This window comes from Candidatus Sulfuricurvum sp. RIFRC-1 (genome assembly GCF_000310245.1).
Classification (GTDB): Bacteria; Campylobacterota; Campylobacteria; order Campylobacterales; family Sulfurimonadaceae; genus Sulfuricurvum.
On the sequence record NC_020505.1, the window covers coordinates 261,700 to 283,379 of the forward strand.

Sequence of the window (21,680 nt, forward strand, 5' to 3'; positions counted from 1 at the left end):
TGGATAATATAGTGCAATTATAGCCAACTGGAGGTTGAAGATGCTTAGACGACACAATTACGATTTGATCCCTTCGTCGGAGATAACATCCGAGTCGCTCTATCATGAGCGTCGTGCGTTTATGAAACTGGGTGCATCGGCCGCATTGCTAGGAACATCGCCACTGATGGCGGCATTGGGATTTGAGAAATCCAAAAGTGCATTGGAACTGACATCGTATGATCAAATTACGACGTATAATAATTTTTACGAGTACGGAACCGATAAAGAGTCTCCGGCAAAATTGGCTAAAAATTTGAAAGTACGTCCGTGGACACTCACAGTAGGGGGAGAAGTTCAAAAGTCTCTGACACTGGATATAGATACTCTGATAAAAAAAATACCGCTGGAAGAGAGGATATACCGTTTTCGATGTGTAGAGGGGTGGGCGATGGTAGTACCGTGGGTCGGATTTAGTCTCGCCTCTCTGCTGAAACAGGCCGGTTTGACCTCCAAAAGCAAATATGTCGAATTTGAGACACTGTTTGATCCGCTCCAGTTTCCGCAGCAATCCAAAAGTTTCGGTAATATTCCATTTCCATACCGAGAAGGATTGCGAATCGATGAAGCGATGAATCCCCTTACGATTTTAGCCGTGGGGTTGTACGGCAAAGAGCTCTTACCCCAAAACGGTGCACCGATCCGCTTGGTTGTGCCGTGGAAATACGGGTTTAAGAGTATCAAGAGCATTGTCAAAATTACTCTAAGCAATCATCAAACCCGTTCGACGTGGAATCAAATCGCTCCGAATGAGTATGGATTTTATGCCAACGTCAACCCTTCTGTCGATCATCCTCGGTGGTCGCAAGCGCGCGAGCGTGTCTTGGGTAAATTCTTTAAACAAGATACGTTAGCGTTTAACGGCTATGGGAACCAAGTTGCCCATTTGTATAAAAATATGGATTTACGAAAGTTTTACTAAAAGAGGTTTAATGAGAATACTAATTTGGATCGGTGCGTTACTTCCGATTGTTTATGCAGTGCTTCGTTTTAGTGTCGAGTTTCAGCCGGAGTGGTTACGTGGACTTTTTGCTTATTTAGAGCATTTTATCCCTCTAACACTGACTAAATCTCCGAATGATCCATTGAAGTTCCTCATTAATCTATCCGGTAACAGTGCGTTCTGGCTTTTGGCTCTCACCCTTAGCTTCACCCCTATTCGTGTTTTTTTTAAACTCAATCTCATCCGATATCGTCGTTTGAGCGGATTGTTTTCATTTTTTTATGCATTGATTCATGCGATGCTATTTATTGGAATCGATCAGGAATTTAACCTTCAGGATGTAATGCATGAAGTGCTAACAAAGCCTTTCATCGCATTTGGAATGGGGGCATTTGTCATTATGCTTACCATGGCGCTTACCTCGACCAAAAAACTGTTTGGATTGTTTCGAACATGGCATAGGATGGTCTATATTGCCGCAGTATTGATTGTGATTCACTATCTGATGAGTCATAAAACGATCACATGGGACAATATATCAGTAGCGGGGGTTCTTATTTCTCTGCTGGTACTGCGGCTTATTAAACGATGAAACATTACGACGTACTTATTCTCGGAGGCGGGGCGAGCGGGCTGATGTGTGCGGCACAGTTACGTCAAAACAGCTCCCTTTCCATTGCAATTATCGAGGGAAATAATCGTCCCGCACTCAAGCTCAAAGCCAGCGGCGGAGGCAAATGCAACCTCACCAATGTTGAGGTGGATGAGACCCATTTTCTAGGGGATGAAAATTTGGTGAAAAATGCACTCTCCGTTTTCCCTCAAAAAGCTCTTTTAGACTATTTTAAAACAGGCGGTTTACGTCCGGTTATCCGCAAAGAACGGTATTACTTTTGTCCGAAAAGCAGTGATGAAGTGATTGCTATTTTGATGGGAAAAGCAAATGGATGCGATCTTCTTTTGGGGTATAAAATCCTCTCCGTAGAGGGGGAGAATCCTTTTATCGTCATAACCGACAAAGGGAAACTTCAAGCCCGTCGTGTCGTGGTTGCAACGGGTGGTGCGAGTTACAAAGAACTTGGTGCGAGTGATATCGGAGTAAAGATTGCTCAAAATTATGGGATTCAAACTGTGCCGTTTTCCCCTGCATTGGTGGGGCTGACATTACAGCCTAAAGAGTTTTGGATGAAGGAGCTTAGCGGGATCAGTTGCCCTGCACGCATTCATGTGGCAGGAAAAACGCTGGATGAAGATTTACTGTTTGCCCATAAGGGGATCAGTGGCCTCGTTGTCCTCTCCGCATCGCTTTATTGGCATCGCGGGGAGATCGTGATCGATTTTCTCCCCAATTTTGAGTTGAAGTTAATTCAAAAAGAGAAAAAACTCCTCAGTAGTGCATTGCCGTTGCCGAAACGGTTTATCAAAGCATTTTTAGAGGCTGTCGGAGTCGAAGATAAACCGTGTAACCGCTTAAGTCCGAATGAGTGGGAGCATATTTTACGTATCCGAAATTATGCTATGGCTCCATCAGGGACCTTCGGTTTGAGTAAAGCTGAAGCATGTCGCGGCGGGGTAGCGTGCGAAGAAATTGACCCGAAAACCATGGAAAGTAAAAAAGTAAGTGGACTCTATTTTATCGGCGAGACAGTGGATGTGACGGGTGAGTTGGGGGGATATAATTTTCAGTGGGCGTTTAGCTCTGCTGTTGTTTGTTCCACTGCAATTATGAAACAGTGATATAATCGGTTCCAAAGCTTTAGAGTGAGGGAGACTATGAAACGCCATCGTATTGTTATTATCGGTGGAGGATATGCAGGGGTTAAAGCGCTCAATGTTCTGGCGATGTCAGGAATATGCGATATCGTCTTAATCGATCAGCACCCTTATCACTATCTGCAGACCGATGCGTATGAATTGATTGCTAATGAGTGCTCAATGACGATGGTTTCGATCGATCTTGTGGCCCTTTGTTTGAGCTATGGGGAGCATGTACTCTACGTTAAAGACACTGTCCGTAAGATTGATTTTAAAAACCAACATGTTCTCGGAGAAAATTCGGGTCATCCGTATGACTATTTAGTCTTATGTGCCGGGAGCCGTACCGCGTATCCGAGCTCTATCCTTGGGCTAAGAGAACATGCCCATGGAGTTAAAACCCTTTCTGGTGCATTGGCATTCAAACAGCAGTTTGAACAGCGTTTGTATGAAAAAATGGAGAGCGAGGGGGGATGGCACACTGAGCCATTTAATATCGTGATTGGCGGCGGCGGATTGAGCGGTGTTGAAATTGCAGCGGAAATGGCCCATTATGTGCGGATATTTCACAGAGACAACACTCTTACCTGCGAAAAAATACATATTTGTTTAATTATTCCTCATAAAAATGTTTTGGACGGGATGGAAGAGTATTTGGTCCGACACGCAACACAGCGACTTTTACAGCTCGGGGTGAAAATTATCAATCACTCCCGCATTACATCGGTTGACGAACATACTCTGATTCTCAATGAAAAAGAGTCCGTTTGTTTTGATTTTATGATTTTTGCCGGAGGGATTGTTGCATCGACTTTGACATCGGCTCTGGATGTTCCGAAAAATAAAAAAGGGCAATTAATCGTCGATGATTATTTGCGTCTCCCATCATGTGAACAGGTCTTCGCGGTTGGAGATATAGCCGAGTTACGTGACCGAAAAGGAAACATGGTTTCACCTTCGGCTCAAAGTGCAGGGCAAAGCGCTGAACATGCGGCAAAAAATATCATAGCACTGATGAAAAATGAAATAATGATTCCCTCTGATTTACGGATACGAGGGACGCTCATAGCTTTGGGCGGCAAGTATGCCAGTGTCTCATTGCTGGGATGGATCCGTTTTAGTGGTTTATTGGGCTATTGGATAAAGACGATAGTAATGCGAAGTTATCGATTTCGTATACATTTGCAGTGCGCTAAAGGGGTTGAACTGTTGCGAAAAAATAAAGGCCCTTGTCGAAAGGGATTTTAATTTTTTCACAGTACAATATCACTATTAACTCATAGGAGCATGGATGATACTTTTAGCCGGACCGTGTGTCATCGAGAGCGAAGAGTCGATTTTTAAAATCGCCAAATCGCTCGAACGCTATCAGAATGATCCTCGATTTGATTTTTATTTCAAATCGAGTTTTGACAAAGCGAACCGCACTTCATTGGAGAGCTATCGCGGACCGGGGATCGAAGAGGGACTTCGAATACTCCAAAAGGTCAAAGACGATTTTGGCTACAAAATCGTCACCGATGTACATGAGAGCTATCAGGTTCCCCTTGCGGCAGAAGTGGTCGATATGTTACAGATTCCCGCTTTTTTATGTCGTCAAACCGATTTATTGGTGGCGGCGGCCAAAACCGATAAAATGGTGAATATCAAAAAAGGGCAGTTTATGACTCCCGCAGATATGCGCTTTTCGGTTGCTAAAGTACTTAAAACCCGAGGATGTGATGAGGTGAGTTATGAAGCTTCTCAAAAACACGGTGTTTTGTTGTGTGAACGGGGTTCAAGTTTCGGATACGGCAACCTCGTAGTTGATATGCGTTCACTTGTGATAATGCGCGAATACGCACCGGTGATTTTCGATGCGACCCACTCCGTGCAAATGCCGGGAACGGGAACGGGGAAAACCGGAGGAGACAGTTCGATGGTTCCACACCTCGCACGCGCCGCCGCAGCCGTCGGAGTGGACGGATTTTTCTTCGAGACCCATTTCGATCCTATTTGTGCTTTGAGTGACGGGCCGAATATGCTAAAATTAGAACAATTAGAAGAACTTAGCGAAAAATTATTGCAACTAAGTGAAATTAAATAGAGATTAAAACTTACAAAGGAAATGTATGAAACTTATCGAAGGACAACTTCGTGTTCGCACGGATAAAAAAGTAGCGATCGTCAGCACACGCTGGAACCATTTTATCGTTGATCGTCTTGTCGAAGGGGCAAAAGATGCCTATGCACGTCACGGCGGAAACGCTGATGAGTTGACACACGTTTTAGCGCCGGGTGCGTTCGAGCTTCCGATGGTGATCGAGCAGCTTCTAGCTAGCGGTAAATACGACGCTGTATGTGCATTGGGTGCCGTAATCCGTGGTTCAACGCCTCATTTTGATTACGTATCCGCTGAAGCGACCAAAGGGATTGCAACGGTGAGTTTGAAACACAAAAAACCGGTATCGTTTGGACTTTTGACGACCGATACCATCGAGCAAGCTATTGAACGTGCAGGGACCAAAGCAGGGAATAAAGGGTTTGAAGCAATGACCGTTGTCATCGAAATGTTAGATTTATACGCGGAAATTGGCGCATAATGGCAACACGTCATCAAGCCCGCATGGCGGTAGTAAGTTTATTGTACGCATACGATTTGGGGAACCAGACTATCTCTGATTTTAGTGATGAAATCCTTGAAGAGAAAAAAATCCGTAACAAACAGCGTGATTTTGCCCTTGATTTATTCAAAGGGGTAACGGAACATTTGGCGGAAGTGGATGAAGCAATCGTTAAACATCTCAAAGATTGGGATTTTGACCGTTTAGGTTCAATTGAGCGTGCGACACTCCGTTTGGGCGGATATGAGATTATGTACGGTGAGCTTGATTCGGCGGTTATCATCAACGAAGCGATCGAAGTGGCAAAAGCGTTCGGAAGTGAACAATCACCAAAGTTTATCAATGGCGTTCTTGACGCAATTTCACGAGATAAATAGACACAATGCGCCTTAGTAAAGAGCAAGCACTCGAACTCATTCGCCACGCTGATCTTAAAGAACTCGGAAAGATGGCAACGGCTCGCAAACGTGAGCTGCATCCAGAAGGTATTACGACATTTGTCGTTGATCGCAATATCAATTATACCAACGTCTGCTGGGTTGATTGCAAATTTTGCGCCTTCTATCGTCACGGTAAAGACGAAGATGCTTATGTCCTTACTTTTGAAGAGATTGACCAAAAAATTGACGAACTTTTAGAAATCGGCGGAACCCAGATCTTGTTTCAAGGGGGTGTCCACCCGAAACTCAAAATCGAATGGTATGAGGATTTGGTCGAACATATCCATACTAAATACCCTACGATTACTATCCATGGGTTTTCCTCGATTGAACTCGATTTTATTGCCAAAGTTTCCCATATCACGATCCAAGAGTGCCTTTCACGGCTTCATGCCAAAGGATTGGCATCGATTCCGGGTGCCGGGGCTGAGATACTTAGTGACCGTGTCCGTGATATCATAGCACCGAAAAAAATGGATTCGTTAGACTGGGTGAATGTTCATCGAGAAGCGCATAAACTCGGGATTAAATCGACAGCCACAATGATGTACGGTACGGTAGAAACCGATGAAGAAATTATCGAGCATTGGAATTTGATTCGTGATCTTCAAGATGAGACGGGCGGATTCCGTGCTTTTATTATGTGGTCATTTCAGGGGCAAAATACTCAGTTGATGATTGAGCACCCTGAGATTGAAAAACAATCTTCCAACCGTTATCTCAGACTGTTAGCGGTTTCACGCCTTTTCTTGGACAATTTCCCGAATGTTCAAAGCTCATGGGTAACTCAAGGACCTTACATCGGTCAGATGGCATTGCTCTATGGTGCGAATGATTTGGGTTCAACGATGATGGAAGAGAACGTTGTTCGCAGTGCCGGTGCAGGGTTTCGGATGGCAAAAGATGAAATGGTTCATCTGATCCGCGATATCGGCGAAACTCCGGCGATTCGTAATACCGCTTACGATCTACTTGAGATTTTCACACCGAATGAGCAAAGCCCATCCGGTTACGCTAGCCGCTGTGGCACTGAAGCTAGCCCTTTTCAGGGCAGTGATAATTAGTGTGAGTAAGTTTTTTATAGCGATTTTACTATTAGGGCAAGCACTTATGGCAAGCACATTGGATTTTATTGAAGTTCACGGGGTAAAGATACCTTTTATTTTTGAAGAGGACAAGCGTCTTCCGATCGTTTCGATGCAGATTGTTTTTACCCATAGCGGCAGTATCGATGAAGGAAAACATTACGGATTGGCACGCATAAGCGGCAAAATGTTGAATGAAGGGTCATTGAAAAAAGGTTCAGTGGGTTTTGCCGACGCACTGGATGCGAGAGCTATTCAACTCAGCGCTAATGCGGGAAATGAGACTTTTGTCATTGAACTTGGCAGTTTAAAAGAGGAGTTCGATACAGGACTCTCGCTACTAAATGAACAATTGCGTGAACCGAACTTCACCGCCAAATCGCTCGAAAAAGTAAAAACGATGGCGCTCAGCGATATTGCTCGTAAAGAGGCTGATTTCGATACGGTCGCATCGGATGAGCTTAAAGCAGTTCTGTTTGAGGGAACTCCTATGGCGGTGCCTAACATTGGAACCAAAGAGAGTATTAAAGCGATCAAGCTGAGTGACGTTGAAAAATTCAAACGAGATCAGATGGTTCTTTCAAATGCCCTTATTGTGATGGGTGGCGATATTTCCATGGCTGATGCAAAAGCCAAAGTTCAATCGCTACTAAGTGTTTTAGATGCAGGGAAAGCAGGGAATGAACGTCATTACGATCCTCGAAAAGCTCCTAAAGAATCGATCTTAAACCGCCCTCAAACGGAGCAGGCATATCTCTATTTTGCTTCTCCTTTTGCGATGAGGGAGGGTGATAGCGAGTTTTACAAAGCTCGTGTCGCCATGTTTATCCTAGGGAGCAGCGGATTTGGGAGTAGGTTGATGGAAGAGATTCGGGTAAAGAGGGGGCTTGCTTATTCAGCGTACTCACGTCTATCTGTAGCGAAAACCCATACCTATTTCAGCGGTTATCTTCAAACAAAATTAGAATCACAAGGTGAAGCGAAAAAAACGGTGGTCGAAGTAATCGATACTTTTGTTCGCTACGGAGTGACCCAGAGCGAGCTGGATCAAGCCCGCAAATTTTTACTCGGTTCAGAGCCTCTTCGTGTTGAAACTCTCTCACAGCGGTTGGGCAGAACATTTGGCGAATATTACAGTGGAAAACCGCTTGGATCAAGTGTCCAGGAGTTGGAAATGATCCGTGCACTCACTCTTGATGACGTGAACGATTTTATCAAACGCCACGGTGAAATTCGCGATCTTAGCTATGCTATCGTTACCAAGTGAGGAGGGTGACAAGTTTCACCGCTTAGGGGTGAGCAGTATCACCGCTCTTTCCCTTATCGCCCCCACCTCATTCGAAGATCGTCGTCTCAGCACGGAGCTTTTTCATAATTCCTCCTGTGTCATCGATGCAATGGTGGAGCATGTCGTCCGCACTCCAAAAACCCTCAAAATTACGTTTTTTGCCCATAACCTTGAGTGTGTGATCGAAGGGGTGATTTTTCATCCAAAACCCTATATGATCCATCAGTTCGTCAGAGGTGAGAGAGCTTTTTTCAGCGGAAAAGCGCAGTGGGAACTAGGAAAATGGACGATTGTCCATCCGGTAAAAATCAGCGCTGTCGGTTCTCTCGTTCCCATCTATAAAACAACTCTTCGAATAGATGTAATGAGACGACTGGTTGAAAAGTATGTCACGGTTCTGCAGCTGATAAACGATGGGCTCCCTGATCTTATAGCACGAACACTCTATTGCGTTCATTTTCCTGATCAACCGAAGCCTCTGAGTGAATCACAGCTTCATGCCCTTAAATTTGGCGAACTCTTTGAGTATATGCGTCGTCTCCGTCTCAAGCGCCGTTATCATAAAACCTCATTTCGTGCTTCAGGTAATGTGAAAAGATGGATGAAAACCCTCCCGTTTGAACTGACAGAGGATCAAAAAAAAGCGATAAGTGCTATAGAAAAAGATCTTACCGGAGAAAATGCCGCGCGTCGGATGATCGTCGGGGATGTTGGTTCGGGGAAAACGATGGTGATATTGGCTTCGGTTGTTTTGATGCATCCGTATCGCTCTATTTTGATGGCACCGACAACGATCCTCGCAGCACAGCTTTATGAAGAGGCGCAAAAGTTTCTCCCTGATTTGCGAATAGCATTGGTAACCAATGCAACGAAAAAAGGGTCGTTAGAGGATTACGATTTCATTATCGGCACCCACGCACTTCTTCATCGTAGCCTCCCTGAGGCAGGGCTTGTAATGGTGGACGAACAGCACCGTTTCGGTACGGCTCAGCGCCATGCCCTGACCAAGCTCACTGATAATGACACCTCACCGCACTATCTTCAATTCTCTGCTACCCCGATTCCCCGCACACAGGCAATGATTGATTCGGCTCACATCGATGTGAGTTTGATTGTCCAAACCCCGTTTACGAAAAATATTGCCACCCGTATTATCGGCAAAAGCGATTTTCCCGCTCTGCTGGAGCATATTCGCTCCGAAATAGCCCAAAACCATCAAGTCCTTATCGTCTATCCGCTGGTGGAGCAGAGCGAGAGTATCAATTATCAAAGTATCGAAGAAGCACGGGGATATTGGGAGAAGAATTTTGAGAATGTCTACGTCACTCACGGAAAAGATAAAGAGAAAGAGGCGGTATTAATGGCGTTTCGCGAAAACGGGCATATCCTTCTCGCAACGACTGTGGTGGAAGTGGGGATTTCGCTTCCGCGCCTCTCCAGCGTCGTCATTGTCGGAGCAGAGAGATTGGGACTCTCGACCCTCCATCAGCTTCGAGGCCGTGTGAGCCGTACCGGATTGCAGGGGTATTGTTATCTCTATACAAACAAAAGCGGCAAAAATGAACGCTTGGAGTCGTTTAGCACGTGCAACAGCGGTTTTGAGATTGCCGCACTGGATCTAAAATTTCGCTCAAGCGGGGATTTGTTAGAGGGGAGTATCCAAAGCGGTAAAAAATTTCGATGGGCGGATATCGGTGAAGATGAAAAAATTGTAAAAGAAGTGAAGGAGTGGTTAGATTCTCCGTCATTGCGGACGTGATCCGCAATCTTAGATCCTGAATCAAGTTCAGGATGACGAGGACTTAATACAGCCCAAACCGTCCATCAGCACGTTTATACAGCACCCGCATTTTCCCGTCGTTATCATAAAATACATCAAATACTTTTGCGCTCTCTTTAAGTTTTTCTAACACTTCGGCAACCTCTTGGGGTTTAAAGAGTACCGGTTCGGCAGGAACGATTTCGTCTTCCATCGATTCACTCGCTTCATGCAAGTCTACTTTTGCGGCTGCTGCTTGTTTGGCTTCGTTCATCCCCTCATTTTTATGATCTGATATTCGATCATGCAAACGGCGGAGCGCTTTTTGGGCACGGTCGATTGCGATATCGATGGCGGCGTAGAGGTCATCGTCGCGTTGGCTGATCACAATAGTATTTTTTCCGGCAACATTGATCGTGAATTCGATCGTTACCCCTTTTTTACGCTCATTGGCGCTTGCGACCGCATTGACACTGATAAGGTCGAGATGATATTTACTAAGTGTATCGATAGAGTGCATCAGATGATCTTTTATTGCATCGCTGAGCTCGATGTGGCGTCCGACGAGAGAGATATTCATAATTTTACCCACCTTGTAGTGATATAGAGGAACTTCGATTATAACACACAAAAAACAAACGTCAAGTCTTTTAGATAAAACAAAATCGATTGGGCAAAATAATTATTAACACATTTTAATCCTCATTTAATCTACATAGCACTACAATCAAAGTATGGCGTCTCCTCGTATTTATGTTTCAGAAAAGAGGGACAATGGTCGATAGTAACCAATTAGGAAAAACGGGTCTCAGTGATGAATGCTACCGAGCCCTGATTGTGTGTGCCTTAAAAATCCCAAGGAGGATGAGATGAGTGTTATACCGTTGTCACAAGAGATTCAACAGCAGATAGTGGATTCTCTGAAAGTACTTCAGCCGTATAAGATTATTCTTTTTGGATCGTATGCTTACGGAATTCCGAGAACTGATAGTGATATTGATTTGGTATTCATAGCGAATGAAGAAGGATATAAGAGTTTTTCAGAACGGATAGAGATCAAAATGAAAATTATGAGAAAATTGGATCAACTTGAACAGGCGGTCGACGTTTTAGCTTATACGAAACAAGAATGGGAGGATTTACAATTAAAAAACAGTTCATTCATCCGCGAAATCAACCATAAGGGGGTTATGCTTGAGAACGTTGCATAACGAATGGATCGAATTTGCCAAAAAGGACTATTATGCCCTTAAAAAGCTCGATGGGGATGAGTATTTGACAAATATTGTATTGTTTCATGCTCAACAATGCATTGAAAAGCTTTTTAAGGGGATCATAGAAGAGAGCGGAGCCGATGTACCACGTATCCATAATAGCAAAAAACTGTATGAATTGATCGCTGATTCGATCGATCATCCTGTTGATTTGGATGATTTGCTTTATATAGACAGTGTTTATATAGAGTCTCGTTATCCTGCAAGTTTTGGATTATTACCCGGTGGTCAACCGACATTAAAAGAATCAAAAAAAGCGATAGCAATTGTCGAAAAAATTTTAGTTGTGCTTTCGTTGGATTTTGAGCAAAATAATCAATCCCAAGGAGGATGAGATGAAAATGAGTCAACTTTTTTTACGTATAGTTGTGATATTAACATTAATCTCAATTAACATATGGGCTGCAGTATTGGATACAGATGATTTCAGTGCTGGAAGTGAAAACTGGAGTAATGGTTCTGTTGTGAGTTCAAAGTATAAAATTGCAAGTCAAGTAACGGCATCTAAAATCTTTGTACATTCAGCATATGCAAATGAACCTATTAAATTGACTCTGACACTTGACCAAACAGGTTATGATTCAGGTGAATCTTATATTATTACTATTAATGGCGTGCAAGTCACAAGTTCAAATTTAGATGAAACGGTAACTTTTAATGGGTATCTCAATACAAGTGGTGAATTAAATGTGACAGTTAAATCTAATTCAAGTAGTTCTAGTGAATATGTGACTATTGATGATGTTAGTTTGGAGACAGGGGCATTAAACACTATAGATAATTTTCGTGATTTCGAATTACTAACTACCTATAATATAAACGGAAACATGCAAATTATTGGGAATTCAGTAATGCTTGAGAATGGAGGGACTTGTCCAAATACTACAACAAATAATAATGACCTTGATCCTGTTTGGGCGGATAAAGATACTAATGCAACAACATGGAATTCTACTTCGGCAAATTTGAAACTTCCAGCAGGTGTGGATAGTACAAAAATAAAATATGCAGGACTCTATTGGCAAGGGCGTGTTGATAGCGGTGAAGCATTTAGTTCTGGAAATACAATTTTATTTAAGCCTGAAGGATTTACGTCATATCAATCAATCACATCTCTAAATCGTAAATTTAACTGGTCTATCCGTTCTCAAGATAGGAGCTATCAAGGGATAGATGATGTGACGAGCTTGGTCAAGCAAAGTATTGATAAAGTTCCTAGCACCACGATTGTATCAAGCGGTTTTTCAGGAACTTTTTGGGCGGCGAATATTCTTGCAAAAGAAATGAGGAATGGTTTTGGAGCATGGTCATTGGTAATAGTGTATGAAGATTCGACAGATACTCTGAAGAATATCAGTGTCTATGACGGTTATAAAGAGGTAACTGGAAATACTCCGGTTCCAATTACACTTACTGGTTTCTTAACCCCAAACACTACGCCGGTTAATTCCAAATTTTTAATCTTTGGGGGAGAAGGTGATATTTCATTGAATGATAGTACTACTTTAACAAATAATGTTGGTACTGATATTTCATTAGGTAGTAATGTTTTTAATTCAAGTGAAACGAATAGTAGTGGTAGCAATATAACAACACGTAATCCGAGTTGCCAAAATACAATTGGTATTGATATTCATACTTTTGATATTGGAACTAATGGATCTCCATCTATTATAGGAACTGGACAGACAACAACAACTATTAAACTCAAAGGCGCATCAAGTGATAGTGATACCTATTACCCCGGTGTATTTGCTTTTTCAACAGATATTTATCAGCCTCAAATTTGTTATATTGAAAATATTTTTAAAGGTAATACAAATATTAGTGGAATAGGTACTCAGGTTAATGAAGATGATAATTTAACGGTACGAGTTTATATTAAAAATCAAGGGACTGAGGCAGCAACTGGTGTTCAAATCCGACATCAATTTGATAGCTCTTTTCCTTATTCGGTAAATTCGGCAAATTATAATAATAGCAATCCTGCCTATGAGACACTGATGCCTCCTTCTTATACTAGAACAACAGCAAGTGACAGCAGTGGAAATGATTTATACGAATACAATAGCACGACTACATTAGCAAAAATAAATTTAGGAGTTGGTGCGACTGCTACTTCTGGCGGACAATTTAATACGATATCATCAGGTAGTCCTACGTATGCAGTATTTGAGTATAGTGCTATAGTTAAAGCTATAGACAATAATTATAGTAACGTATATCAGGCAGGATATATAAATAGTGTTTTAGGGCTTGATTATACTAATAATCCTGTCGTAATATCTTCTTGCGATGGTTCTAAAAACAGTTTTTGGGGGTATCGTGCACCTACACCAACGGGTACTGTAGATGTTGTTGACCCTGATAAACTAGTCACATATTCAACAGCTCCGGTTATCAAAACAAAGATAGCTAAAAAGGACTCTGTGCAATTAAAAGTCGTTTATCTAAACCCGGCTACATTAGCAATCAAAAATTATATACCATTTATAGCATCTTCAAATCAGCCTTTGAGGGTCATGTTATATCGTACGGATTCTCCTTGTAGTACGAGCGCTCCTGAACTTGCACTTGCTGAACCCACAACTGGAAATCTAGCTGGACAACCGGTTGTAGCTTATATCTCACCAAATGAGAACAATGCAAGTACAAATACTTTTGTTATGAAAGCTATAGCAAGTAAAGATTCAAAAATTTTAGCAAAATATGCAGACTGGTCTAGTATTATGCAAGGATTGGATAATACAGCTCCTTGTTTTAATAATAGCAATGATGCAGCAAACTTTAATGGATTGCCTCAGTGTTTGAATTCTTTAGGCTCAGCATCTGAAGATAATCTTGCGGCTGATTTGAGAGCAAAATATCCATCAATTGCTACAATGTGTTTGAATCAAACGGTAGGAGATAGTGCTTGTGATTCAAATGCTTATCAAAGTGGAGGGTCAAAAGGATATATTATCCCTAGTAAATATAATCATTCATATGGTTGTTTGGCATGTATATTGGATGCAATAGGCGACACGGAAACTTGTTCACGTGATAATTTTGCCATCCGTCCAAATGCTTTTAATAATACAATCACTGCAAATCAACAATTTACGGCAATGCAACCTACTTCTATCACATTCCGTGCCGATCAGTTCGGCGGAACGGGAACAGTCGATTATAACGAAACGGAGCACACGTCGTTTGTAGTCGATGTCAATATCAGTGACAGTACAAAGAATTGTCAAGATATGAATATCAGTTTTAGTCCAAGTATTGACTTTATTGATGGGAATGTGACAGATAATTATACATTAAGCAATGTGGGTGATTTTAATGTCACTATGCATGAAATTAACGGTTCAGAATATGCTCTTGTTGATTCTGATAGTGGTGATACACTTGAAGTAGATCGGCTGATTACTCCGTATCAAGTGCAGATTAAAGTAGTTCCTGATCATTTTGCACTCGATGGAAATTTAACAAATGGTTCGAATGGGTTTACCTATTTATCTAATTTTGAGCAGTACGATTCAAATGATAGCCGCAATATATCGGCAGTATTAGATATGAATATATCCGCATTAGCCGCAGATAATAATATTACAACCAACTATAACGCGTCGTGCTATGCAAAAAGTGGGAACTTGACCCTCTCTTTGGCGAATGCTATTGCTGTTACACCATCAGGAGCATTGAGTAAAGTTATTTGGTATCACTATGCCCCTGATCATAACGGCTCAATCGTATTTAATGGGACAATGCAGTATTCAATACCGTTTTTGAATACGCAGTTTGATAACAATGATACCAATGGGACTGGCCAGTTTGATTATCGGATTAATTTTGACCGTAATCAAATATTATTGGTCAATCCATTTAATATCGTTATTAATGAAATTAATGCAACCGATACGGATTCAGTCGATGGAAATCGAACGATGAGTACTAACAATAATGCTTATTATGTGTACGGCCGCGTCATCCCTCGTGATATACGTGTTTTTGGAGGAGCTACACCATTTACAGCAAATGCGTACTATGAAGTATACAATGCTCCAAGTATCAATGGAACTTTACCAGCAAGTAAGAATGAAAGTGCTTGGTATACCAATACACAACACAGTGATCTCTCAACCACCTATGATGGTGATGCGAATGTAACGTATATCGGTTCAGCTGCTTTGGCCCCTCCGATGAGTAGTAATGTTGGCAATGATGGCACGGAAGACTATACGGATAGTGATGGAATGGCATTGGGTGGATACAAAGCCCATATCAATACTGATCCATGGTTATGGTACGGTATAAATGCCCTAGGGTATGCGGATCCGGGTATGAATGTGAATGGAACTGTTGATGGGACAGTAAACTCCGATGATTGTATTAATCATCCGTGTTTCAATATCACTATTGTTCCATCGATTGGAGCAACCGGCAGCGCGAAATCGACTAATGAAGGAACTAAAGCGAGCAAAAAATCCGATAGCGGAGGGGGAACGTGGAAAAGCACCAGCGATTACGCTCCGGCGATCCGATGATGTTCGCTCGTCGCGGTATGGCGATGATCGAATTGATCTTTGCCATCGTTATTATTGCCATCAGTGTGATTACGATCCCGACAATGATGAGCGTAGCTAACAATGCATCCAAAGTGGTTGCTATCGATGAGGATGTTATGGCACGCTTGCAGGGGTGGGCTATGGATAAATTTCAAGCCCGTTGGGATGGAAACTACAGTGCTTCAGGTTCTGGAGCGCTCAACCTTTCAGCGACATCCGATTTGAACTGTTCGAGAACAGGCGGGTATCGGATCGGATCGGATGAGAATGTATCGTCAATGCAATGCAATATGAATGCGTGGACTACCAGTATACCGACTCCAAGTACGGATGGTAATTTGTCATTGGGGATTGAACAACTCAATGGTGGAAGCGAATCGATTACGATTACCCCTACAGGCGGAACACCCTATAATGTGACAGCGACGTATGAAGTAGACTATGTTCCCTCATCGGTGACGCAAGTCACTTCCAATACTCAATCTGCTGTATGGCTTTTGGGTTCGTCCAACAGTATAAATACCAATGTGACCGGAACAACAAGTCATCTCAAACGTGTGGTCATCCGTTTTAATGATGCGACATTGGATACCGATGTCGTTCTGACATTTTTCAAATCAAATAAAGGCAATTAGATGATCACTCAGAGAGTACGTAAAGCCTTTACGATGATAGAGCTCCTTTTTGTTATTGTCATACTTGGTATTGTCGGAGGATTTGCACTCGAAGCGGTTCGTCAATATTATGAAGGTATTTATCGTACCCAAGAGTATACTAAAAGAGTAGCGGAAGCGGATCAAATTCTCGAGCAGCTTTCCAAATATTTTGAAAATGCAATCAGCAGTTCGATTGTTAATTTAGATATTGATCCAAGCACAGTCGCATGTTATGGCCCTCCAACAGCGAGTGCGTCTGATTTTACCGTTGCTTTTATCGGAGTAGATGTTGATAGTATGCGTGGTATTTCCGGTAATCGTCCCGGTTGGAGCGAAGAGGTACAATTGGTTGCCGGGTCAAATGACATTAATGGCTCGGATGCGAATTATACGATGGCAAATAATATAATCAGTCTCTTGGGAACATCGACGTTAAGAGGTTCAGCGTTATATGATTCAGAGAGTATAGATTCGAATGCTTGTGTACGATTTAATTTTGCAGCAGAAGGAAAAGTAGGATTTCATAAACTCGATGGTGTAAATCCAAACCCGATGGCCAATGGTTTATTACGACTTAACAATGATAACAATGCTACGCATGGGCATCGTAAATATCTGCTTCGAACCGGTTATGCTTTTCGGGTTGATGACAATGGCAGTTTTTGGATGTACAGTAATTTCCGACCATGGGTGGATGAACATTTTTCCGCTTCGGGAAAGATTAATCTTTTAGGACAAAATGTTGCCCATTTTTATGCCGATTACAACGCTACCGATTTTATGAACAATCCGAGTGTAAGTGATCGAGGTCTCGTCTGGCGCCTTAAGGTGTGTATGAGAGGTCTCGATACTAATCTCAGTACCAGTGATACTGAAAGCCAAGGAATCTGCCGCGAAAGGAGAGTGCATGTACGGTATTAAACGATCTGCATTCGCAATGATTTTAGCGATATTTGTCGTTGTTCTTGTTGCCTTAGGTGGAGTATTATTGCTCAGTAATGCTTCTATGGGTTCAAAATCCGTAGGTGATAATTATCTGCGTGCTCAGGCGGAACTTTTAGCTGACAGTGCAACCGAATTTGGTGTAATGCGAGCCCAAGGGTTCAATACCAATGGGAATACGGATTGTCTTGATAATCTGAATATTACCGTGTATAACGCTAACGGGCAAGCGGCAGGGAATGAAATGTTTGATATTTCTATTTCATATTCCTACTCATTTCGTTATCTGAATCAAAATACGTCGTGTTCCAATATTTTGGCGCACAATACAGGAAAAGATACGATGATGCTGCTGGATGTAACGGTGACGGATCGTAATTTAAGTACGGAGCCAATCCGTATCCATAAACGTTCGTGGCAAAAGCTGTAAGAAAGAAAATGGCTATAAGTTGAAAGTTAGATTCCGAATCGAGTTCGGAATGACATTTTTCGATTCACCTGTGTCATCCTGAACTTGGTTCAGGATCTTAGAGTGCGAGTTGAGCAATCTTAGCGAGGACATCTTTTTCGCGGACCGGTTTCATAAGAAAACCGTTAGCTCCACACTCTAATGCTTCGCCTTTTTTTGTTTCATCGGTTGTTAAAACGATGACGGGAAGTTGACGGAGAGATTCATCGGCTCGAATAACTTTGAGCATTTCAATACCCCCCATCACAGGCATAATAATATCAAGCAAGATAATATCAATATCGTCTTGTGTTTTAAGAACCCCGATTGCATCTGCCCCATTTTTGGCTTCGACAACTTGAGAGACATTAGGGGTTTTCATTAGCATGGTTTTGAGCAATTTGAGATTGATCAAATCATCATCAACTGCAAGTACTTTCAGTTTTTTCTCGCCCATTTAGAGTTTCCCCAATCTTTCAGATAAATTTTTCAAAAACAAGACGTAACAAGTCTTTGTTAATGATATTTTTGATGATTTCATGAACATACATAGCATCATCTCCATTTTCCGGAATATTCGGATCGATAAGCATGACCAGAGACGTATCACTATTATTGACACGAATTATATCATACAGATCCTTGAGATTCAGGCCGCTTAATGTTTTGTCAAATAATGCAAGTTTATAGCGGTGTTCATGAAGCTCATGCATCAATTCTTCGGAACTGCCGATACTTTTATAGGTATATCCTAAATCGTTTAGGATACGACAAAAGAGCTTCATCTCAAGGCTGTTTTGTTTCGCAATCAATATATCTGCAGCATATGCAGATTTGTGTTCTTCTTGCACAACATCTGAAATAACCAAAAGAGGTTCTTCTTCCGCAGGTGTGAGTACGATTTCCTCATCTTCTTCCGGTATTGATTCTTCTGGAACAACAGGATTTTCGACTAACTCCTCTAAAATACTCGGTGCTTCAATTTCATCCAATGGTTCAAAACTTTCTTCCGCGTTTAACGTGAAAGGTTCATCAAGTGATACAAATGAATCTTCTACAGCAGTATCGATTGTTGGTTCTGTCTCGATTTCAGGAGTATTTGAATCTTCTGTGTTTGTTGCGATATCATGAATCGATTTCGGAATGGCTTTAATATCAATAATTTTATGGGACAAGAAATTATTGAGCAATGAAATAATTTCAGAACGGACAAGTGGTTTGGTCGTATACTCATCCATACCAGCAGCCAAGAAACGTTCTCGGTCCCCTTTGAGCGCATTGGCGGTAAGAGCAATGATCGGGATATGATGTTGAGCGTAATCTTCTTCAAAATCCAAGATCTCTTGAGTCGCTTCAATACCGTCAAGTACCGGCATTTGAATGTCCATAAAGATAACATCAAAGTTACCGTTTTTACGTTTTTCAAACGCTTCAAGACCATTGCTGGCAATGGTGATCTCCAGCCCAAGGTCTTCCAGGGTACGTCGAATCAGTTTTTGGTTAATAATATTGTCTTCTGCAACGAGTGCAGTTGCTGCAAATCGAGAGTTTTTCTCATCGAATTTTTTACGACGTGTTGCTTTTTGTTTGCGATTACTAAATGCTTCAGCATCATATGCATCAAGTGTAGAACGGATTTTAGAACTGTTAAGCGGTTCGTACAATACTTTGAAAATTTCGATTCCCATAGAATCGATTTTTTTCATGTAGTACGATTTGGTAATAAGTACTAATTGCTCTTGCGCCGATGAATAGGAGAGGATGTCATCGTCACTGGTGTAATCGTTGTCAATAAAGAGGAGGTCATAATTGACCTGACGCTCCAACATTTTAAGTTCATCCAATTCATGGAAAGTGGTATAGCTGACACCGAAGTAGTCCAAATATTCTTTGAGGTAAGTATTTTGGAGTTTTTTCTTGCTGTGGTTCTCCAAGATGACCGCATTGATATTGGAAAATGATCCTTTAAGCGGTTCATTAAGGGTTTCAATCTCTTCAAACTCTAAGGTAAAGAAGAAGGTTGTTCCATTGCCCGGTTCACTCTCAAGATCGAGTTGTGATCCCATAAGCTCAACGAAGCGGCTCGAGATGGTAAGACCAAGACCGGTCCCGCCGTATTTACGGGTAATGGATGTATCTGCTTGAGAAAACGCTTCGAAAATGCGTGAACGTTGTTCACTGGTAACCCCAATCCCGTTATCTTTGACTTCGAAACGGATACGTGCACGGTTAAGGGTTTCACACTCTACGCGGCGGATATCGACACTGATCGCCCCACCGCTATTGGTAAATTTGACGGCATTGCTGAGGAGGTTGATAATAACCTCTTTGATTTTAGTCGGATCCCCTTTGAGCGGACGCTCAAGGCTTGGATCAACATAACAAGCAAGGTCGATATGTTTTTCAGAAGCACGAACACCGTATACTTCAACGGCACTCTCGAACTCGTCCATCGGATTAAAGACGATCTCTTCGATTTCAAGTTTATTACTCTCAATTTTCGAGAGGTCAAGGATGTTATTGATAATTTCGAGAAGATTTTCAGAACTTTTTTCGATGATGTCGATAAATTCGCGCTGTTCATCATGGAGTTCCGTATCTTTGAGAAGTTCGGTAAATCCGACGATACCGTTAAGTGGAGTACGGATTTCATGGGACATATTCGCCAAGAACATTGATTTGGCTTCGGATGCTTCCATCGCATATTGTTTGTCATTGAGCGTTTGTTCAATGATACGTTCCAAAAGGGCGTACGCCTGCGCCGTTCCGGCAGTCGTATCAAGATTAATCGAATGACTGAGTGCTTCTGCCTCATTGTCATGGGTGTCTTCCGCAACCCGTTTCAAAACCGATTCGAGGTTTTTAATGTTGGTAGTGATCTCAGCAGAGAAGAGATAGCCTAGAATGGCTACCAATACCCCTAAAATCCAAACACCGATTGCAATAACCAGAATTTGAACCGCTTGCTCTTGAACGACGAGTGCACGTTGGTCCATAGCTTCGATCAAAACTTGTTCAGCTTCATTGATCGCGTCGATTTTTTCTGAAATCATTGCAAACCAGATACCCGATTGTGTTTCATAAACACCGGTAGTAGCCGCTTGCAAAATACCGGTTCGCTCAGTCGTAATATCAAGGTAAAGCTCGGTGTTGTCTTCGTTAAACAGAGATTCTTTCAAAGTGGTTTGAATCGCTTTATTGCTGATACCTTCTAGATTAAAAGTATCGGCTTTGGCGATCAGAGAAATCCATTTATTTAGCTCATCTTCGGCAAGCGGCGTTGCACGAGAGAGAACGTAGGTGATATAGTCACGTTCGATACTGCTGTATTCGTTTGCGCGTACCAGCGAGAGATAGCTTGAAGAGAGGGAGTTGACCTCTTCATCAAAATGGAGCGTTGCAAGGTCTGCGAGTTCATTAATTAGCTTCTCTTCCGAGTTGCCGTAAAGATCGGTAAAAATTTTATTAAAATCAGCGGTGCCGCTATCAACAATTGGTCGAGATTGCACAATCTCTTTATGAAGCGTGATGATGAGTTTCGACAGATCATTGGCCTTGGCAGCTTCTTGTACATTGGTGCGAGCAAGCGTAGCAAGATGTTTTTGGTAATCGCTTACTTTTTGATCAACAATGGTACGTTGCGCGTGGAGCGATTTGAGGGTGGCAGCTGAAGCGTTACCCATATACATAACCGTCATACCACGTTCACGCGAGAGGTTGTTGATAAGATCATTGAGTTGTTTATTACCCTCAAGTCTCACTTGGAGCTGTCCGGCCCCTTTATAGCTGACATACGCGTTATAAACATAGTAGCTCGCAAGGGTGAAAAGTATCAGAATTGGCAAGAGACTGATAAGGCGAAGTCGATTTCTAAGTCCTAATTGCATTGGTTCTCCTA

At 42.1% G+C, this 21,680-nt stretch carries 19 protein-coding genes; 16 read left to right on the plus strand and 3 right to left on the minus strand.

Annotated features, from left to right (window positions below; genetic code table 11):
- The first annotated feature begins 40 nt into the window (after positions 1-40).
- The 10 genes from msrP to recG are packed head-to-tail and all read left to right on the plus strand — an operon-like array spanning position 41 to position 9,912.
- Entirely contained in the window at positions 41-961 is a 921-nt protein-coding gene (gene msrP, locus B649_RS01400; RefSeq protein ID WP_015652711.1) for a protein-methionine-sulfoxide reductase catalytic subunit MsrP, read from the plus strand.
- A 10-nt stretch (positions 962-971) separates the two neighbouring features.
- Entirely contained in the window at positions 972-1,574 is a 603-nt protein-coding gene (locus B649_RS01405) for a ferric reductase-like transmembrane domain-containing protein (protein WP_015652712.1), read from the plus strand.
- Positions 1,571-2,719 (plus strand): aminoacetone oxidase family FAD-binding enzyme, encoded by a 1,149-nt coding sequence (locus tag B649_RS01410; RefSeq protein ID WP_015652713.1) that lies wholly within the window; start codon positions 1,571-1,573, stop codon positions 2,717-2,719. The genes B649_RS01405 and B649_RS01410 overlap by 4 nt, the downstream gene beginning before the upstream one ends.
- A gap of 36 nt (positions 2,720-2,755) precedes the next feature.
- Positions 2,756-3,985, plus strand: a complete 1,230-nt coding sequence (locus B649_RS01415; protein ID WP_015652714.1) for an FAD-dependent oxidoreductase — start codon at positions 2,756-2,758, stop codon at positions 3,983-3,985.
- Positions 3,986-4,028: 43 nt separating this feature from the next.
- On the plus strand, positions 4,029-4,823 hold the full coding sequence (gene kdsA / locus B649_RS01420) for a 3-deoxy-8-phosphooctulonate synthase (RefSeq protein WP_015652715.1): 795 nt from the start codon (positions 4,029-4,031) through the stop codon (positions 4,821-4,823).
- Positions 4,824-4,848: 25 nt separating this feature from the next.
- Positions 4,849-5,319: a 6,7-dimethyl-8-ribityllumazine synthase gene (ribH, locus tag B649_RS01425; RefSeq protein ID WP_015652716.1), complete on the plus strand. Its 471-nt coding sequence runs from the start codon at positions 4,849-4,851 to the stop codon at positions 5,317-5,319.
- On the plus strand, positions 5,319-5,717 hold the full coding sequence (gene nusB / locus B649_RS01430) for a transcription antitermination factor NusB (protein ID WP_015652717.1): 399 nt from the start codon (positions 5,319-5,321) through the stop codon (positions 5,715-5,717). The genes ribH and nusB overlap by 1 nt, the downstream gene beginning before the upstream one ends.
- 5 nt (positions 5,718-5,722) lie before the next feature.
- Complete coding sequence (locus tag B649_RS01435) at positions 5,723-6,844, plus strand: dehypoxanthine futalosine cyclase (RefSeq protein ID WP_015652718.1); 1,122 nt, start codon at positions 5,723-5,725, stop codon at positions 6,842-6,844.
- 46 nt (positions 6,845-6,890) lie between these two features.
- Positions 6,891-8,132 carry a pitrilysin family protein gene (locus B649_RS01440; RefSeq protein ID WP_015652719.1) on the plus strand — a complete coding sequence of 414 codons (1,242 nt, stop codon included), beginning with the start codon at positions 6,891-6,893 and terminating at the stop codon, positions 8,130-8,132.
- Entirely contained in the window at positions 8,113-9,912 is a 1,800-nt protein-coding gene (recG, locus tag B649_RS01445; protein ID WP_041192368.1) for an ATP-dependent DNA helicase RecG, read from the plus strand. The genes B649_RS01440 and recG overlap by 20 nt, the downstream gene beginning before the upstream one ends.
- 43 nt (positions 9,913-9,955) lie before the next feature.
- Here recG and raiA read toward each other — a convergent pair whose 3' ends face one another.
- Positions 9,956-10,492, minus strand: a complete 537-nt coding sequence (raiA, locus tag B649_RS01450) for a ribosome-associated translation inhibitor RaiA (RefSeq protein WP_015652721.1) — start codon at positions 10,490-10,492, stop codon at positions 9,956-9,958.
- Positions 10,493-10,781: 289 nt separating this feature from the next.
- On the opposite strand from raiA, the gene B649_RS01455 reads away from it, so the two are divergent.
- From B649_RS01455 to B649_RS01480, 6 genes are read left to right on the plus strand one after another with little or no spacing between them, the layout of a single operon-like run.
- A complete protein-coding gene (locus B649_RS01455) occupies positions 10,782-11,123 on the plus strand; it encodes a nucleotidyltransferase domain-containing protein (RefSeq protein WP_015652722.1) in 342 nt (113 codons plus the stop codon).
- Positions 11,107-11,520 carry a HEPN domain-containing protein gene (locus B649_RS01460; protein WP_015652723.1) on the plus strand — a complete coding sequence of 138 codons (414 nt, stop codon included), beginning with the start codon at positions 11,107-11,109 and terminating at the stop codon, positions 11,518-11,520. Before B649_RS01455 ends, B649_RS01460 begins: the two co-directional genes overlap by 17 nt.
- 1 nt (position 11,521) lies before the next feature.
- A complete protein-coding gene (locus B649_RS01465) occupies positions 11,522-15,715 on the plus strand; it encodes a hypothetical protein (RefSeq protein ID WP_015652724.1) in 4,194 nt (1,397 codons plus the stop codon).
- The gene (locus B649_RS01470) at positions 15,676-16,371 is read left to right on the plus strand and encodes a hypothetical protein (protein WP_291750915.1); all 696 of its coding nucleotides are present in this window, start codon (positions 15,676-15,678) and stop codon (positions 16,369-16,371) included. Before B649_RS01465 ends, B649_RS01470 begins: the two co-directional genes overlap by 40 nt.
- Positions 16,372-17,313 (plus strand): prepilin-type N-terminal cleavage/methylation domain-containing protein, encoded by a 942-nt coding sequence (locus B649_RS01475; protein ID WP_015652726.1) that lies wholly within the window; start codon positions 16,372-16,374, stop codon positions 17,311-17,313. It begins immediately after the preceding gene.
- Complete coding sequence (locus tag B649_RS01480; RefSeq protein WP_015652727.1) at positions 17,300-17,764, plus strand: hypothetical protein; 465 nt, start codon at positions 17,300-17,302, stop codon at positions 17,762-17,764. The genes B649_RS01475 and B649_RS01480 overlap by 14 nt, the downstream gene beginning before the upstream one ends.
- Before the next feature lie 97 nt (positions 17,765-17,861).
- On the opposite strand, the gene B649_RS01485 is transcribed toward B649_RS01480, so the two are convergent.
- The gene (locus B649_RS01485; RefSeq protein ID WP_015652728.1) at positions 17,862-18,239 is read right to left on the minus strand and encodes a response regulator; all 378 of its coding nucleotides are present in this window, start codon (positions 18,237-18,239) and stop codon (positions 17,862-17,864) included.
- 19 nt (positions 18,240-18,258) lie between these two features.
- Positions 18,259-21,669 carry an ATP-binding protein gene (locus B649_RS01490; protein ID WP_015652729.1) on the minus strand — a complete coding sequence of 1,137 codons (3,411 nt, stop codon included), beginning with the start codon at positions 21,667-21,669 and terminating at the stop codon, positions 18,259-18,261.
- Positions 21,670-21,680: the final 11 nt, after the last annotated feature.